This window comes from Ruegeria sp. C8 (genome assembly GCF_056537565.1).
In genome coordinates, this window is sequence record NZ_JBQFRV010000004.1 from 23,946 (window position 1) to 40,677 (window position 16,732).

The 16,732-nt window shown below is 59.8% G+C and carries 16 protein-coding genes; 7 read left to right on the plus strand and 9 right to left on the minus strand.

Annotated features, from left to right (window positions below; all coding sequences use genetic code 11):
* Positions 1-6 precede the first annotated feature (6 nt).
* From ACR0KL_RS07035 to ACR0KL_RS07055, 5 genes are all read left to right on the plus strand, one after another.
* Positions 7-1,371 (plus strand): FAD-dependent oxidoreductase, encoded by a 1,365-nt coding sequence (locus tag ACR0KL_RS07035; RefSeq protein ID WP_480776820.1) that lies wholly within the window; start codon positions 7-9, stop codon positions 1,369-1,371.
* Complete coding sequence (locus ACR0KL_RS07040; protein WP_170677218.1) at positions 1,371-2,345, plus strand: isopenicillin N synthase family oxygenase; 975 nt, start codon at positions 1,371-1,373, stop codon at positions 2,343-2,345. Before ACR0KL_RS07035 ends, ACR0KL_RS07040 begins: the two co-directional genes overlap by 1 nt.
* Positions 2,346-2,434: 89 nt before the next feature.
* Positions 2,435-3,508, plus strand: a complete 1,074-nt coding sequence (locus ACR0KL_RS07045; RefSeq protein ID WP_170378059.1) for an AI-2E family transporter — start codon at positions 2,435-2,437, stop codon at positions 3,506-3,508.
* Entirely contained in the window at positions 3,509-4,198 is a 690-nt protein-coding gene (locus ACR0KL_RS07050) for a GTPase domain-containing protein (protein WP_170462002.1), read from the plus strand.
* Between the two features lie 49 nt (positions 4,199-4,247).
* Positions 4,248-5,792, plus strand: a complete 1,545-nt coding sequence (locus ACR0KL_RS07055; RefSeq protein ID WP_170677216.1) for a Ppx/GppA family phosphatase — start codon at positions 4,248-4,250, stop codon at positions 5,790-5,792.
* 7 nt (positions 5,793-5,799) lie between these two features.
* Here ACR0KL_RS07055 and ACR0KL_RS07060 read toward each other — a convergent pair whose 3' ends face one another.
* From ACR0KL_RS07060 to scpA, 6 genes are all read right to left on the minus strand, one after another.
* On the minus strand, positions 5,800-6,174 hold the full coding sequence (locus ACR0KL_RS07060) for a hypothetical protein (protein WP_480776821.1): 375 nt from the start codon (positions 6,172-6,174) through the stop codon (positions 5,800-5,802).
* Between the two features lie 37 nt (positions 6,175-6,211).
* Positions 6,212-7,204, minus strand: coding sequence for an endonuclease/exonuclease/phosphatase family protein (locus ACR0KL_RS07065; protein WP_480776822.1), 993 nt, complete (start codon positions 7,202-7,204; stop codon positions 6,212-6,214).
* Between the two features lie 3 nt (positions 7,205-7,207).
* A complete protein-coding gene (locus ACR0KL_RS07070) occupies positions 7,208-7,888 on the minus strand; it encodes a TerB family tellurite resistance protein (RefSeq protein WP_170677212.1) in 681 nt (226 codons plus the stop codon).
* A gap of 9 nt (positions 7,889-7,897) precedes the next feature.
* A complete protein-coding gene (locus ACR0KL_RS07075) occupies positions 7,898-8,422 on the minus strand; it encodes a GNAT family N-acetyltransferase (RefSeq protein ID WP_170677210.1) in 525 nt (174 codons plus the stop codon).
* Positions 8,419-9,021 (minus strand): VOC family protein, encoded by a 603-nt coding sequence (locus ACR0KL_RS07080; RefSeq protein WP_480776823.1) that lies wholly within the window; start codon positions 9,019-9,021, stop codon positions 8,419-8,421. The genes ACR0KL_RS07075 and ACR0KL_RS07080 overlap by 4 nt, the downstream gene beginning before the upstream one ends.
* Before the next feature lie 235 nt (positions 9,022-9,256).
* Entirely contained in the window at positions 9,257-11,383 is a 2,127-nt protein-coding gene (scpA, locus tag ACR0KL_RS07085) for a methylmalonyl-CoA mutase (RefSeq protein WP_170471781.1), read from the minus strand.
* Positions 11,384-11,548: 165 nt separating this feature from the next.
* Between scpA and ACR0KL_RS07090 the strand changes: the two genes are divergently transcribed.
* The gene (locus ACR0KL_RS07090) at positions 11,549-11,995 is read left to right on the plus strand and encodes a DUF4174 domain-containing protein (protein WP_170677206.1); all 447 of its coding nucleotides are present in this window, start codon (positions 11,549-11,551) and stop codon (positions 11,993-11,995) included.
* A gap of 76 nt (positions 11,996-12,071) precedes the next feature.
* On the opposite strand, the gene ACR0KL_RS07095 is transcribed toward ACR0KL_RS07090, so the two are convergent.
* Entirely contained in the window at positions 12,072-14,117 is a 2,046-nt protein-coding gene (locus ACR0KL_RS07095; protein WP_170677204.1) for an acetyl-CoA carboxylase biotin carboxylase subunit, read from the minus strand.
* 116 nt (positions 14,118-14,233) lie between these two features.
* Positions 14,234-14,437 (minus strand): hypothetical protein, encoded by a 204-nt coding sequence (locus tag ACR0KL_RS07100; protein WP_170677202.1) that lies wholly within the window; start codon positions 14,435-14,437, stop codon positions 14,234-14,236.
* A gap of 650 nt (positions 14,438-15,087) precedes the next feature.
* Between ACR0KL_RS07100 and ACR0KL_RS07105 the strand changes: the two genes are divergently transcribed.
* Complete coding sequence (locus ACR0KL_RS07105; protein ID WP_170677200.1) at positions 15,088-16,260, plus strand: DcaP family trimeric outer membrane transporter; 1,173 nt, start codon at positions 15,088-15,090, stop codon at positions 16,258-16,260.
* Between the two features lie 81 nt (positions 16,261-16,341).
* Here the strand turns inward: ACR0KL_RS07105 and ACR0KL_RS07110 are convergent, their stop codons facing one another.
* The gene (locus tag ACR0KL_RS07110) at positions 16,342-16,692 is read right to left on the minus strand and encodes a hypothetical protein (protein WP_170471789.1); all 351 of its coding nucleotides are present in this window, start codon (positions 16,690-16,692) and stop codon (positions 16,342-16,344) included.
* Positions 16,693-16,732: the final 40 nt, after the last annotated feature.

Genomic DNA, 16,732 nt, shown 5'->3' on the forward strand with positions numbered 1-16,732 from the left:
GCCCCGATGCAGACAATCTCGGAACCCGCCCGTCAAATCCCTGTTGTTCACCAGACAGATGTTCTGGTCGTCGGCTCCGGCCCGGCAGGGCTAGCCGCCGCCTTGGCCGCCGCGCGCGCCGGGGCCGAAGTGTCGCTGGTCGATCGTTTCGGCTGTATGGGCGGCAATATCACCGCCGTGGGCGTGGAAGGATTCGCCTGGTACCGCCACGAACAAACGGTCGAGGCTGGCGGCATCGGCATGGAGTTCGAGACCCGAGCGAAAGACATGGGCGCCGCAGTGCCGGAAAGCCAATCGCTCAGCTATGAGCTGGACAGCGAAGGCTTCAAACTGGTGGCCGACAAGCTGGTCGAAGAGGCGGGCGTGCACCCCATGCTGCACCGTCAGTTCGTCGCCCCCATCATGGAGGGTGACCGGATCACCGGCATCATCACCGAATCCAAAGCTGGGCGCGAAGCGATTTTGGCCAAGGTCGTGATCGACGCGACCGGAGACGCCGATGTCGCCCACCGCGCTGGCGCCCCCACCTACAAGACCGCGCGCGAGGATATGATGGCCGCCTCGGTCATGTTCCATCTCGCCGGCGTCGACAAACGCGCCTTTATGGAAGGCGTCAAGGCTGACCCGCAGACCTATAAAGACTGGGGTGGCGGAGGCGAATGGAACATCGAAACCTCAGGCAAAGAGGACGACATGTTCTCTCCCTTCGTTCACAAGCCGTTCCAGCAGGCAATTGATGAGGGGTTGATCCCGCCTCATCTGAACACGATCGCAGGGACCTGGGGTGCGATGCACGACACGGGTGAGCTGACCTATATGAACCTCATCCATCTGGCTGAAATCGACGGCACCGACCCCGACAGCCTCACAAAGGGTGAGATCGAAGGCCGGCGTCAGTCCATGCTCGCCATCGAGGCGCTGCGTCGTTTCATGCCCGGCTGTGAAAACGCGCGCCTGCGGAATTTCGGGATGACCATCGGTATCCGCGACACGCGCAAGATCGACGCGGTCTACAACATGACCGAAGAGGACGCGCGCCAGCAGGGCCGGTTTGAGGATACGATTGGTATCTATCCCGAGTTTATCGACGGCTACGGCATCCTGATCCTGCCGACCACTGGCCGCTATATGCAGGTACCCTATCGCTCGATGCTGCCCAAAGGTGTCAAAGGGCTTTTGGTTGCCGGACGCTCGCACGGGGCCGACAAGGTGGCCCATGCGGCCACGCGTAACATGGCGTGCTGCGCGGTCATGGGGCAAGGGGCCGGCATCGCGGCAGCCTTGTCACTGAAAAGCAACCAGGAGCTGCACAGCGTGAACCTTGCCCCTGTTCACGCAGAATTGGACCGGCAAGGCGTAAGGATTCACTGATGGACTACATTCCGACAATCGACCTCAACCCTCTGCGCGACGCCACGCATCCCGACCGGGACCAAACCGTGCAGCAGATCATGGAAGCCTGCACTGAGATAGGATTTTTATCGATCACGGGCACTGGCATTTCCCAGGCAATTGTTGATGAAGTGCGCGACATGTCTCGCGCGATCTTTGCGGTTGAGGAGGCCTCTAAATGGCAACAAGCCATCACCCGCGAGAACTATCGCGGGTTCATCCCGATGGGGTTCTTCACGCCCAATGACGGCTCAGGCAAAGCCGACAAATACGAAGGCTACAAGCTGCATCACGAAGTCGACGTCGAGGCTGCGATCCGTCAAGATTGCGGGCTTTATGGCCCAAACATCTGGCCGGTCGAAGTGCCAGGGTCTCGCGATGTCATCCTGACCTACTGGTCGATGCTGGATGACGTGGCAGACCTTCTGCTCGCAGCGCTCGAAACCGGACTGGGTTTGCCGGAACGCCAATTGCGCGACGCGTTCCGAAACCCGATGACCAACATGACCCTGCTGCACTACCCTCCGCAGGAGCCGGATGAGGGCGGCTATGGTATCCACCCGCACAAGGACACCGACGCGCTGACCATCATCGCACCAGATCCCGTCGGAGGGCTGGAGGTGCAAACCCGCACCGGTGACTGGATCACACCCGACTGCCCGCCCGGTGGCTTCGTCGTCAATATCGGCGACATGCTGGAACTGTGGTCGGGCGGTCGATTGAAATCCACGCCGCACCGCGTAGTCAACCGATCAGGGCGCGAGCGGTACTCATTCCCCTATTTCGCCGTTCCACGGCACGATGTGGTTGTTGAGCCTCTGCTACCCGCCCTGCCCGGCTTTGACCGCCCCGCCGTTCATTGCGGCCATTGGTCCGCCGAAATCTGGCGCACCAACTGGCCGGACGAGACCGCGACGGGGGATACTCCGGAACTGGGCACGCTGACCGACTGACCCGCAGAAACCGAGGCCCATGAACCGCTTGCATCGCCGCGCGTCATGGGCCAAGAACATGGCAACGCTGTGCAACAAAGGGATGCGCCATGGCTTTGCCGGTTAAGGATCAGCTGAGATACTGGGGCATCGCCACGGTTGTCTTTGTCGTGATCCTGTGGGCTTTGGGCGATGTGCTTTTGCCCTTCGTGATCGGCGGCGCAATTGCTTATTTCCTCGACCCCGTCGCCGATCGGCTGGAAAAGCTGGGGCTGTCGCGGATGGCTGCCACCGGGATCATCACCGTGGTCGGCGTCCTTGGATTTGTGCTTGCGATTCTGATGGTTGTGCCAGCTCTGGTCACACAGTTGATCGACCTGGTCGACATAGTGCCCAGCCTGTTCCAGGAGCTGCGCGCCTTCATCGAGAAGCAATTCCCGTCGATTCTAGACCGCGAATCCAGCTCGCACCAGTTCCTTGTCGGGCTGGGTGAAACGCTAAAATCCAAGACTGGGGATGTGCTGGAATCCGTTGTGGCCTCGCTTGGCTCGGCAATCAACGTGGTGGTGCTGCTTGTCATCGTGCCTGTCGTCTCGGTCTACCTGCTGCTGGATTGGGACCGCATGGTCGCCCGGATCGGAGAGCTGCTGCCCCGCGACCACGCCCCCACGATCAAACGTCTTGCCGGTGAGATCGACAACGTGCTGGCCTCATTCGTGCGTGGCATGGGCACGGTCTGTCTGATCCTTGGCACCTACTATGCGGTTGCCTTGATGCTGGTCGGGCTGCAATTCGGCCTGATCGTCGGATTCATTGCCGGGCTGGTGACCTTCATTCCCTATCTGGGCGCGTTGATTGGCGGCACGTTGGCTATCGGCCTGGCGTTGTTCCAGTTCTGGGGGGATTGGGCGCATATCGGGCTGGTCGCAGGTATCTTTGCACTGGGACAAGTGACCGAGGGCAACTTCCTGACGCCCAAACTGGTCGGCGACTCGGTTGGATTGCATCCGGTCTGGCTGTTGTTGGCCTTGTCGGTCTTTGGTGCACTTTTCGGCTTTGTCGGGATGCTGGTCGCCGTTCCGGTTGCCGCAGCTTTGGGTGTGCTGGCTCGGTTCGGCACGTCGGTTTATCTGGATAGCCGCCTTTATACCGGCCTCGAAAGCCAGGATCAGGACAACGCGTAAATGGCCCGACAATTGAGCTTCGATTTGCCCGCCAAAACCGCGCTTGGGCGTGAGGACTTCTTTGTCTCCCCGGCGAACGCGCTTGCGGTTGCGATGATTTCGGCCACCTCATGGCCCGGCAACAAACTGGTGCTGAGTGGCCCGGCAGGAGCAGGTAAGACCCACCTGGCCCATGTCTGGGCGGCTGAAACCGGCGGGCGCATCATCAAAGCCGAGGCGCTGCGGTATGAGGACGTGCCCGATCTAGCGCGCAGCCCGATTGCGGTTGAAGACGTTCCGATGATCGCAGGTGATATCGAGCAGCAGAAAGTGCTGTTTCACCTGCACAACCTCGTTCTGGCTGAGGGTCACGCCCTGCTGATGACCGGGCGTCTGGCGCCGAAATTTTGGCAATTGCCGCTGGCGGATCTGCAAAGCCGGGTCGAAGGCGCGCATCACGTTGCGCTTGATCCACCGGATGACGCGTTACTATGCGCAGTGCTTGCGAAACTGTTTGTCGACCGGCAGCTGAACCCCGGCCCCGAGGTGATTGCCTATCTAGTCAAGCACATGGATCGACGCTTTGAGACCGCCGCCGATGTGGTCGCGCAGCTGGACGATTTTGCATTGTCCGAGAAACGGGATATCACGCGCGCCCTGGCGATCCGGGTCTTGAAAATGGACCCGGATGAAGGCGAACCGAATGATTGACCCACGCGCGCCAATTGCGCATTCTGACAGCGAAATTTCTGGGTAAGACATGGACCAGACCGTCGAAACCGACATTCCTGATTGGGGGCCTTTCGGAAGACCTCTGTTCGACGACCCCGGCACAAGGGCGCTGTCACGTGTGGGCGTGGTCGATGTCGGATCGAACTCGGTCCGAATGGTGGTCTTTGATGGCGCGGCGCGGTCACCTGCCTATTTCTACAACGAAAAGGTTATGTGCGAGCTGGGCGCGGGGCTATCCGAGACCGGCCACCTGAATCCCCGAGGGCGTGAGAGGGCGATGGCCGCCCTGCGGCGCTTTCAGCGGATCGCAGAGGACCTCGGCCTGCCGGGGCTGCACGTCGTGGCTACCGCCGCTGTGCGTGAGGCGAAAGACGGGCCCGATTTCTGTCAGGACGTCAAAGCAAAAACCGGGCTGCATGTGGCTGTGATCGACGGTCAGGAAGAGGCGCGCCTATCAGCCCAAGGCGTTATGCTGGGCTGGCCCGGAGCGTATGGCCTGATCTGCGACATAGGCGGCTCGTCTATGGAATTGGCCGAGATCGGAGGCGGCGATGTTGGCCGTCGCGTGACCTCGGCCCTTGGTCCGCTGAAGCTGCGCGATATCAAGGGCGGGCGCCGTGCGCGCAAGGCCCATATCAAATCCACTATGGAAGAGTTGCACAGCCAGATGGGCCAACAGCGCGACCGGCTGTTTCTGGTGGGCGGCAGCTGGCGTGCATTTGCGCGACTGGACATGCTGCGGCGGGGCTATCCTCTGAACGTCCTGCACGAATACCGCATGACCACCAAGCAAGTGCGCGAAACGATCAAATTCATCGACGCGAACGATCATGACAAATTGCGCAGCCAGGCCGGGGTTTCAAGTTCTCGAATGGCGCTGATCCCTTATGCGATGGACGTGCTTGCGCGGCTGATCCGCACCTTCAAACCCAAGGATATCGCGATCTCAAGCTATGGTATCCGCGAAGGCCTGCTGTATGAGCAGATGTCGCAGGAACAGCGCGACCGCGATCCCTTGATCGAGGCCAGCCGGTTTTCCGAAGCGAAAGACGCACGCCTGCCGGGTATGGGCCGCACGCTGTTCGATTTTGTGATGCCTCTGTTCAAATCTGCGCCTGCGACGCAAGTCCGTCTGATCAAGGCCGCCTGCCTTTTGCACGATGTCAGCTGGCGCGCGCATCCTGATTACCGGGCCGAGGTCTGTTTCGACTATGTCACCCGCGCTAATCTCGGGGGGCTGAAACACTCAGAACGCGTTTTCATTGGCCTTGCGCTGCAACATCGCTATCGCAACAAGCGCGAAGGCAACCGATTTGCGCCACTCTACGAGTTGCTGGATGAAAAGGGCCAAAAACAGGCCGAGATTCTGGGCAAGGCTATGCGGTTCGGGGCCATGTTGTGCATGGACAGCGACGCACATGTGGGCAAGCTACGCTTTTATCCCAAAAAGCGTGAGCTTGATCTGGTGCTGCCCAAATCCGTGCAGCCCCTGTTCAACGAAGTCGCCGAGTCCCGTCTGAATTCACTGGCAAATGCCCTGAAATCCGAAGTGCGTGTGGTCATCAAGGGCTGAGCTGCCCCTAGATGTCCGTGGCTCCGTCCGGGGCCTCTGGCAAAGCTTCGGGTGTTTCAGGCGCATCTTCGGTCTGTTTCTTGCGGATTATGATGTCGCCATTGGGCAGGATTTCGGGCATCTCGTAGACGCTCCAATCCTTTACCTCGGCGGCGAGCTCTGCCAGCGCGGGTCCCATCTCCTGCATGAAAGAACGCATCGCGGGGCCAAATTGATCTGCAAGGCCAAGCAACTCATCCAAAGCCGGCTCCATCTCGCGGCGCAGGCCCTCGAAAAACAACTCGGACCCCTGCTCCATCAGCGTTGGGGCATCTTCTTCCTCGGCCGTTGCAGGCAGCGCAAAAGCGGCTGTCATCGCGCCGATCATCAGAATATGTTTCATATGCTGAATGTAAGCCTTTCCGCGCCCAGTTGAAAGGTCACAGCTCAAAATCCAACGTGACCGGAAAGTGATCCGACGCGGTCAAAAGGGCCTCTCGTAGGTCAGGTTTGGCCCAGCAGGCAGCATCTCGAAACGGATGCCAGATGCGCCAGACGGGTCGCCGAGACTGCAAATCCTCGCTGATCATGATGTAGTCCAGCAACGCCTCAAGGAACGTGCCGTTCTCGGGCCGCGCAAATCGTGCGGTAGCAGGCACAGATCCGGGACGCGGCCCATACGCCGTAGCCGCATGGGGATCATAGAGACCCGCCTGCAACAGAATCTCGGCCGAGGAGCGCCCGAACAGATGTTCGAACTCATCCAGACCGGGGCCGTCATTTAAGTCGCCCAACAGGATCACTGGATCATCCTCAGCCAAGTGATGCGCGACCCGACGGGACAACCAGATCGCCTGTGCCAACTGCTTGCGGCGGTTGGCGATCGAGATACGGATCGCCTCATCCCGTGACTCCGCCCCATGCGGAGCCTTGGATTTCAGATGCGCGCCGATCAGGCGAAACTCAAACCCCGCTTTGGTCTGGACCGACAGCTCCATTGGCGGCTTGGAGAACCGTACCACGTCCTGCGTCGCATCCACGTCCAGATCTATGCGAAACTCCGCGTCAAAGCGCGGGGCGTCATCTGCCGCCCTTGGATCATGGCGCACCGACAGAATCTCCGGGTCGTAGAGAAGCGCCAGTTCCTGATGCGTATCATTGGGGAATCCCATGATCGCCTGCGAGGTGCGGAGTTCAAAAACCTCGGCAAACGCTTGCAAGGCGCGTACCGTGTTCTGCCGCTTGCCCGTATTCGGCGCTTCGACGACAAGAACCGCATCCGCGTCAATCGCGGTGAGAACCTTGGCGATCGCCTCGACCTGCTGGGCTTTGGTCACGTCATGACGACCGGACCAGCTGTCATCGACGATCAGTCTGTCATTGCGATCAAACAGGTTGGCAAACCATTCGATATTGTAGGTCGCCAGACGCATCGCCTAAACCGTCGCGCCGTTGATCTCGTCCCAGGCACGGTTGATGTCGATCATCTTCTTCTCGGCCAGGCGGATCGCCTCCTCCGGGACTCCGCGCGACATCATCGCGTCGGGATGGGTTTCGCGCACCAGCTTGCGCCAGACCTTCCTGATCTCAGCGATCGACATGTCGCGCGAGACGCCGAGAACCACATAAGGGTCGTTCGGCGCATCCGGCACAAACCGCGCGCGCAGGGCCAGAAACTGAGCATCCGTCTGTCCGAAAATTCGGCTGACCTCTTCCAGAAACTCGTTCTCGTTCGGGTGATAGAACCCGTCGGCCATGGCGATATGGAACAGCCCCTCCATAAGATCGCACAGGGTGGTGCTGTCTTCCGAGAACATCCGAGCGATCTTGCGGGCATAGTCCTGATAGCCCGCCACATCGGTGCGAGCCATGTTGAAGACACGGGCCGCGCCCTCTTCATCTTCGCGCGCAATCTGGAACACGTCGCGGAAGGCCGTCACCTCATCCCGTGTCACCTGTCCATCGGCCTTGGCCATCTTGGCCCCCAGCGCAATCACCGCAATTGTAAACGCGACCGAGCGTTCGGGTGGCGAGCGCAGCTTTTCGAAAACAGCCGTCAGGCTCTCACCTTGGGCAAGAGCGCTCAGCGCGTCGGATATGCGGGTCCAGATCGACATGGCCGTACACTAGCGTCCCATTGCAGGACTGTCAGGTGCGATAGACCCTTCGGGCGAAAGAATTTTCTGCATCAGCACAAGGTCCAGATACTGCCCCCATTTGTGCCCAACCTCGGGCATGCGCCCGACCTCAGAAAACCCAAGCGCAGAATGAAAGGCGATCGCCCCCGGATTGGCCGAAGAAATCCCGGCCACCAGAACATGCACCCCTTCGCTGCCGGCCACTTGCTGCAACCGCCCCATAAGAGTGCGCCCAACGCCACGGCCCCGAGCATCGTCTGCCAGTTGAATCGAATGCTCACGGCACTTGGCATAGCCCGGCCCGGATCGGAACGGGGCATAGGTTGCGAAACCAATGACCCGCCCTTGATCCTCAGCCACGAGAAACGCCGCTCCGCGCGCCCGGATATCATCTGCAATCGACTCGACGCTGCGTTCATCGGTCGTGAAGGTCACCAATGTATCGCGAATAATCGCGTTGGTGATCAAAGCGATCTCTGCTGCATCCGCTGGTTGGGCCTGACGGACCCTCATCGCAGAATACGTACCCCATGAGGCGTTTCGATCTCGGCCTGCATTGACGCTGGCCCCGTGTCAAAAACGACCGGATCAAGCGGACCCAGCTGCTCCGCCAAGAGCAACGCGTCCGGGTGATAGACAATCAGACGTTTCAGGCGGCACCCATGATCCTCCAACATACGCGCGGGGTGAAGATCCCCCTGCCACTGGATCAGCGCCGGAAACAAGTTGTCAAAGGGCAAACGCCCGTTTGGCGGAACCGCCATACGCCACCGCAAAGCCCCTCGGGCCAAGTCAATCGGCGTCCCGACACCATCGGGAAACACGGATAGAGAAGCCTCAATATCGGGTACGCGGCAAATCCAGTTGGTCAGTCGTGGCGCACCCTCGAACCGGTCCAGATCGAACCACCGCGTCCTGTCGGGATGAGGCGCATCCGGGTCGATGGCAATCGCCTCCAGATACAGCCCGTCCTTCAGGCCAAGCAACCGATTATGCGTGCCAAATGCCTCATGCTTGCCACCTGCCTGAAGACTGACACCCAGCGCATCTTCCACATGCGCCGTGGCCTTTTCCAACGTGGCACCCGCCACCGCAATATGATCCAACTCCATCGCGCCCTCCACGATGACACCCTAGATCGCTTTGCGTTTGATTTGTATCAAAATACGCTGCCTCTCCCTGCGGTCGAACGCGCATTTCGATGCTTTTACCCTAAGTAAAACGCAAAACGCTCTAAGCACACCAAAAGGGCGCAAGCCAAACCCGCGCCCTTCTTCTGTTTGAAAATACCTTCGGGGGTGAATTTGCCGTCAGGCAAAGAGGGGGCAGACAGCCCCCTGCCCCGCCTCAGTCCCGCGCGTCGCGGATCAGGCGCAAGATGTCCTGTGCGGCATCGGGAATATTTGTCCCCGGCCCAAAGATCGCCTTGACCCCATTGTCATACAGGAACTGATAATCCTGCTGAGGGATCACCCCACCGCAAATCACGATGATGTCCTCAGCCCCGGCTTTCTTGAGTTCCTCAACAAGCTGCGGTGCCAGCGTCTTGTGGCCTGCCGCCTGAGACGAGATGCCCACCACATGCACGTCATTGTCCACGGCATCCTGCGCGGCCTCGGCCGGGGTCTGGAACAGAGGGCCAACGTCCACGTCAAACCCGATATCAGCAAAGGCGGTTGCAATCACCTTGGCACCCCGGTCGTGACCGTCCTGCCCCATCTTGACCACCAACAGGCGGGGGCGACGCCCCTCGACCTCGGCAAAATCTTCGATGGATTTCTGGATGGCGGCAAAGCCCTCGTCGCCCTCGTAGGCCGCGCCATAAACGCCCGCCAGGGTCTTCACCTCGGCGCGGTGGCGGCCGAACTCTTTCTCCATTGCCATACTGATCTCTCCTACCGATGCGCGGGCGCGGGCGGCCTCGACCGCAGCAGCCAGCAGGTTTCCGCCTTCCTGAGCGGCCTTGGTCAGCGCGTCCAACGCGGCCTGACAGGCGGCCTCGTCGCGGGTGGCGCGGATCTCTTCCAGCCGCGCCACCTGAGATTCGCGCACGGCCACGTTGTCGACGTCCAGAATGTCGATCGGGTCTTCCTGTTCCTTACGGTATTTGTTGACCCCAACGATCACCTCGTCGCCACGGTCGATCATCGCCTGACGCCGCGCGGCGCTTTCCTCGATCCGCAGCTTGGGCATGCCCGAGGCCACGGCTTTGGTCATGCCACCCATTTCCTCGACCTCTTCCATCAGGGCCCAGGCTTTCTCGATCAGATCATTGGTCAGGCTTTCCACGTAATAGGAACCAGCCAGCGGATCGACCACATCGGTCACACCGGTCTCTTCCTGCAAGACCAACTGTGTATTCCGCGCGATACGGGCCGAGAAATCGGTGGGCAGGGCAATCGCCTCGTCCAGAGCGTTGGTGTGCAGCGACTGGGTGCCGCCCAGAACCGCGCTCATCGCCTCATACGCGGTGCGAATCACGTTGTTATAAGGGTCCTGCTCCTGCAGCGACACGCCCGAAGTTTGGCAGTGTGTCCGCAGCATCTTGGAGCGTTCGGACTTCGCCCCGAACTCTGTCATCACGCGATGCCACAGAGTCCGCGCGGCGCGCAGTTTCGCGATCTCCATGAAGAAATTCATGCCAATGGCAAAGAAGAACGACAAACGACCTGCGAATTTATCGACATCCATGCCCGCATCCAGCGCAGCCCGCACATATTCGCGCCCGTCCGCGATGGTATAGGCCAGCTCCTGCACAAGGTTCGCGCCGGCCTCTTGCATGTGATAGCCCGAGATCGAGATCGAGTTGAACTTGGGCATCTCGTTCGACGTGTACTCGATAATGTCCGAGATGATCTTCATCGACGGCTCAGGCGGGTAGATGTAGGTGTTGCGCACCATGAACTCTTTCAGAATGTCATTCTGAATGGTGCCAGACAGGACCGATTTGTCGTGCCCCTGTTCTTCGCCCGCCACGATGAAGCTGGCCAGAACCGGGATGACCGCGCCGTTCATAGTCATCGAAACCGAGACTTTGTCGAGCGGGATACCGTCGAACAGGATTTTCATATCCTCAACGCTGTCAATCGCAACACCGGCCTTACCGACATCGCCGACAACGCGCGGATGATCGCTGTCATAGCCGCGGTGCGTTGCCAGATCGAAGGCGACCGAGACACCCTGCTGACCTGCAGCCAGATTGCGCCGGTAGAAGGCGTTTGATTCCTCGGCGGTCGAGAACCCCGCATATTGGCGAATGGTCCACGGGCGCCCGGCATACATCGTCGCCTTCACACCGCGCGTGAACGGGCCAAACCCCGGCAGAGTGCCCATATGCGGCAAATCGGCGGTGTCGTCCTGTGTGTAAAGCGGTTTGACGCTGATGCCTTCCAGCGTTTCCTTGGTCAGATCGTCCAGCGGCCGTCCGCGCAATTCTTTCTCGGCCAGCGCGCGCCAGTCATTCTTATCGGTCATCGAGGTGTCCTCTCGTCAGTTCGGCCTGCAGCAGCCTGCAATCCGTGCGTATCGTGGTTCAGCAGATGACGGGCATGGCCCACGCGCGACAAATTGAGCGTGTTATGCAATTCGCCGGTCGCATTCGCGGGCACAGAGGCTATATTCAACGGGACAGGAGGCCCCATGAACAAAACGCTTGCCCTTGTTTTCTCGGCACTTATCCCGCTGGCTGCCTTGGCCGCCGACGGAACAACACCTGCTGATGATGAATATGTTCGCCCTGTCGGCGACAGTGAGTTGAGCGATTTCATGTGGACCCACCGGCCCATTGTCGTCTTCGCCGACACGCCCGCTGATCCCCGGTTCCAGCAGCAGATCGACATGTTGCTGGAAGGCGAGGACGCGATGCGGGATCGGGATGTCGTGGTGCTAACGGATACCGATCCGTCCGCACGATCCTCGATCCGGTCCAAGCTGCGCCCGCGCGGGTTCCAGATGGTCTTTGTCGACAAGGACGGCGTGGTCAAACTGCGCAAACCGTCCCCGTGGAGCGTGCGCGAGATCGGCCGCTCGATCGACAAAACCCCCCTGCGCGAACGCGAAATCCGCGAACGGCGCGAGGGCGGCTGACCGCTTTTGCCACGCCTCAAGCCACCGGCGCAGAACGCCGGTGAGACCTGAGGATATGCCAAAAGCGCGGTCATGATCATTCGAACTCGATGATCACTTCGTCTACGGCAAGGCTGTCGCCCGGGCCTGCGTTGATCTTGGCAACGGTGCCCTTCTTCTCGGCGCGCAGGATGTTTTCCATCTTCATCGCCTCGATGGTGCACAGCGCCTGACCTTCCTGGACCTCCTGACCGACTTCCACGTCGATCTTCACGACCAGACCCGGCATCGGGCAGAGCAGCATTTTCGACGTATCCGGCGGCAGTTTCTCTGGCATCAGCTTGGCCAGCTCGGCCTGACGCGGACGGCGCACATGGACCTTCAAATCCGCACCCCGGTTGCGAATGCGAAACCCGCCCGAAACCTTGCCAACTTTCAGAACCAGAGGGCTTCCATCCACATCCAGCACTGCCAGCTGGTCGCCCGGTGTCCAGTCAGATGCGACGCGAACGGTCGAGCCGTCCTCGAACTTGACGGTCGCGCCTTCCTTGTCTGCATTGACCTGAACGGCCAGTTCTTGACCTTCCAGCGAAACGACCCAGCGCTTGCCGACCTTGCGTTCGTGGTTGTCCATCCGGCCCGAGACACGGGTCCGGCGGATCTCAGCAACCCTGTGCATCGCCGCGCATGAGGCCGCAATCCGACGCAGGTCGTCTTCGGGCAGCGTCACGCCTTCGAACCCGTCTGGGTATTCTTCGGCGATAAAGGCGGTGGTCATGTCACCGCTGACAAATTTCGGGTGATCCATCACCGCCGACAGGAACGGCAGGTTGTGGCCTATCCCTTCAACCTCAAAACTGTCCAGCGCCACGCGCATCGCCTCAATCGCGGCTTCGCGGGTTGGGGCCCATGTGCAAAGCTTGGCGATCATCGGGTCGTAATACATGCTGATCTCGCCGCCCTCATAGACGCCGGTATCGTTGCGCACGGCAGCCTCGCCCTCGGGCGCGTCGCCTTGCCATTTGCCATTGACCAGCATCGGACCTGCAGCGGTTTCCTGCGGCGGGCGATAGCGGGTCAGACGGCCGATCGAGGGCAAGAAGTTGCGATAGGGATCTTCCGCGTACAGACGGTTTTCAATCGCCCAGCCTGTCAGCGTTACGTCATCCTGCGTGATGGTCAGCTTTTCGCCATTCGCCACGCGGATCATCTGCTCCACCAGATCGACACCGGTGATCAGTTCCGTCACCGGGTGTTCCACCTGAAGACGGGTGTTCATCTCAAGGAAATAGAAGTTCTTCTCCCCATCGACGATGAACTCCACCGTACCCGCGCTGGAATAGCCCACGGCCTTGGCCAGCGCGACAGCCTGTTCGCCCATGGCTTTGCGGGTCTCGGGATCCAGGAAGGGCGACGGGGCCTCTTCCACCACTTTTTGGTTTCGGCGCTGGATCGAGCATTCGCGTTCGCCCAGATAGATGCCGTTGCCATGGCTATCGCAGAGAACCTGAATTTCGATGTGGCGCGGCTGAGTCACGAATTTCTCGATGAAAATCCGGTCGTCACCGAACGAGTTCGCGGCCTCGTTCTTGGAGGACTGGAACCCCTCGCGGGCCTCTTCGTCATTCCACGCGATCCGCATGCCTTTACCACCTCCGCCGGCGCTGGCTTTGATCATGACGGGGTAGCCGATGTCGTTCGAGATCTTGACCGCCTCATCGGCGTCTTCGATCAGGCCCATATAGCCGGGGACGGTGGAAACACCGGCCTCCTGCGCGATCTTTTTCGAAGTGATCTTGTCCCCCATACTTTCAATCGCACCGACCGGGGGGCCGACAAAGGCCACGCCTTCGGCGTCCAGCGCCTCGGCGAATTTGGCGTTCTCCGACAGGAAGCCATAGCCGGGGTGGACAGCCTGCGCGCCACTCTGGCGGATGGCATCCATGACCTTGTCGATCACGATATACGACTGGTTGGCAGGCGGTGGGCCGATATGGACAGCCTCATCCGCCATCGACACGTGCAGAGCGTTCTTGTCCGCGTCCGAATAGATGGCAACGGTGCCGATACCCATTTTGCGGGCGGTCTTGATAACCCGGCAGGCGATCTCGCCCCGGTTGGCGATCAGGATCTTATTGAACATGGAACGTCCTTTGGCTTGGTGTTCTGGAAACGCAAAAAGCCGCCGCAGGGAGGGCATCCCCACGTCGGTGCAATGCGTGACGACGGACGGGGCGGCTTGCGCCCCGAAATTTCGCGTTAGTTACAGGTGTTCTGCGTCTTACAGTACAGCACGTTGCCTGCGGCCCCGACGGCCGCACCGACCAACGGATCGGCACTGAGAACGGCTGCCCCGACAGCGCCCGCGCCGCCGCCCAGGATGGCCTGTTCGCCGAGAGTATCGCCGCACGCCGAGAGGCCCGCACAGGTTGCCAGTGCAAGGAACATTTTTGAAATACGCATGATGTCTGCCTCGTGGTTTTTTGTGTTGCTCTTAAAGGCAGATGCAGGAACTCAACACCGTTATTCAATAACAACGAGGTAAAATCAGCGTTTTGCGCAGGTTTATGCCCATTCAGGCCAGTTTTTTGTGCAAAGAAAAACGCGGACAGGACGATGTGGGGAACACAAGCCTGCCCGCGCAAGGAAGGGGTACGGAATAGTAGGTGCATGTGCGACGCAGGCAAAGTAGTGTCGCACGGCTGGATCAAAATGCACTGCACAATCTTGTCTGCAAACAAGTTATTGTTTCCACCTAAGATTCCGGCCAGAATCTGCCCAACAGGCGAAACTCCGCGCAAATTCATGCCGACAAGAGTTGTGCGATTTTGCTGCGTCGACCCCGCCCAAACCGTCACAGTTTCGTTACATTTCTCTGCCGTTACCTTGATTTCTGCGCCTGCAGCATCACGGGCATTCACACCTGTTCGCAGATTATTTTGGCGCACATGCCGTGGGTTAACCGATCTGTTCACCCTACTGTGAATCACGAGCTTGTTTTCAGCACAAATACTTGAGCAAAAACGCGTTTTCAGTCCCTCTTTCGTGATTTCCCTGATCGCTGGGCGCGTGGAACTTTGGCCACGCACACTCGCAAACAAGGAAACACCCACATGTTTACAAAGAGAAAAAAGGCAATCCTGCTTGCTGCCACTGCGTTTAGTGTGACCAGCACGCTTGCCTTTGCTCAGGACGCTCAAACACAGGCCGAGCTTGATGCTCTGCGGGCTCGGGTCGAAGCGCTCGAGGCTTCCAGCGCCGGTCCGGCGAATGGCGATTTCCGCCTTGGGAACACCAGCCTGGACCTTTACGGCTACATCAAAGCCGACTTCTTTTATGATTTCGACTTCGACCAGGGCGACACCGCGTTCGTGAACGTCATCGGCGAGCCTTCGACCGCAACCAGCGGAACCTTCGGCAGCACCGTACGCCAGTCGCGCATCGGCCTGCGCACCAGCACGCCCAGTGCCCTGGGTGACATCGGCGGTCAGTTGGAGCTGGACCTGTTTGCCTCCAACGGCACGGCCGAACTGCGTCTGCGTCATGCCAACATCACCATTGGTGACAATTGGCTGATCGGTCAGTACTGGACAAACTTCCAGCCGCTGGACACCTACCCTACGTCGGTTGAATTCAACGGCCCGGTTGGCATCGCCTTCGCCCGTCAGCCGCAAATCCGCTATACCAACAGCTTCGGCACGAACACTGATTTCAGCGTTTCGCTCGAGGAAAACGTCAGCGGCTCGAACTCGAACGACCCGGTTTTGACCGCGGCGGCTGAATACAATGACGGTACTTACGTCGCGCGTATCTCGGGCCTCTACGGTAAAGCCGAAACCAGCGATGGTGCCACCGAAGTGGACCAGTGGGGCGTGACCCTTTCGGGATCGGTTCGCCCATGGGAGGGCGGTCTGTTCCAGGTCAACTACGTGACTGGTCAAGCGATCGGCCCCTACCTGATCGGCCTTGGCAACGCCATCGTCAACGGCCAGGCCAATGACGTTGACGGCTACACGATTGAGCTCCGTCAGGATCTGGGTGCGAAATGGAATGTCGGCATCGCCTATGGTCGGGAAGACTACGATCTGGCGACCAACAGCTTCTCGGACGGCAGCGGATCCCTCAACTTCACCGAGTTGGAGACAATCCACGTCAACGCCTTCTATCAGGCGACCGACAGCCTGACGCTGAGCGCCGAGTACATCTATGGTGAGCGCAACGACGCAACAACCGGTGACACCTTCGACGGCAGCCGGGTTCAGGTCGCCGCGCAGCTGAACTTCTGACGCCATATACCCGCCCTGCCCGTCTTCGGGCAGGGTTTTACCCATGCGGGCAAGGATATGAGGCACAGGGTGGATCACCGCTCAGCCCACCCCGAAAACTTCGGGAAAAGACGCACGTGCCGCGTCCAGATCAATGACCAACAACGCATCATAGCTAGCCGGGTCGAAGGGATCTTCGGCTGGCACGACCTCACGCTCAAACAGCCAGCTCAGCCGCCCTGCATCCAGATTGCCGCGTTCAAAGGGCTGATCCCCGAAGTTCTGCCAAAGCGCCTCCATAAAGGCGGCATCTGCGCGACGGTCCGCAGGTTTGCGGTCGCGGAACCGCTCACGCCGGGTGATCGGCGTCACGCCCTTAGGGTTGGCACGGCGGATAGTGAATTGAAAATCCGTCCCCGGCAGACGGCCCGGAAAACCCCGATGCTTCAACATCCTAGCACCTCGTTGACCGCTGTCATCGGGAATAAGAATT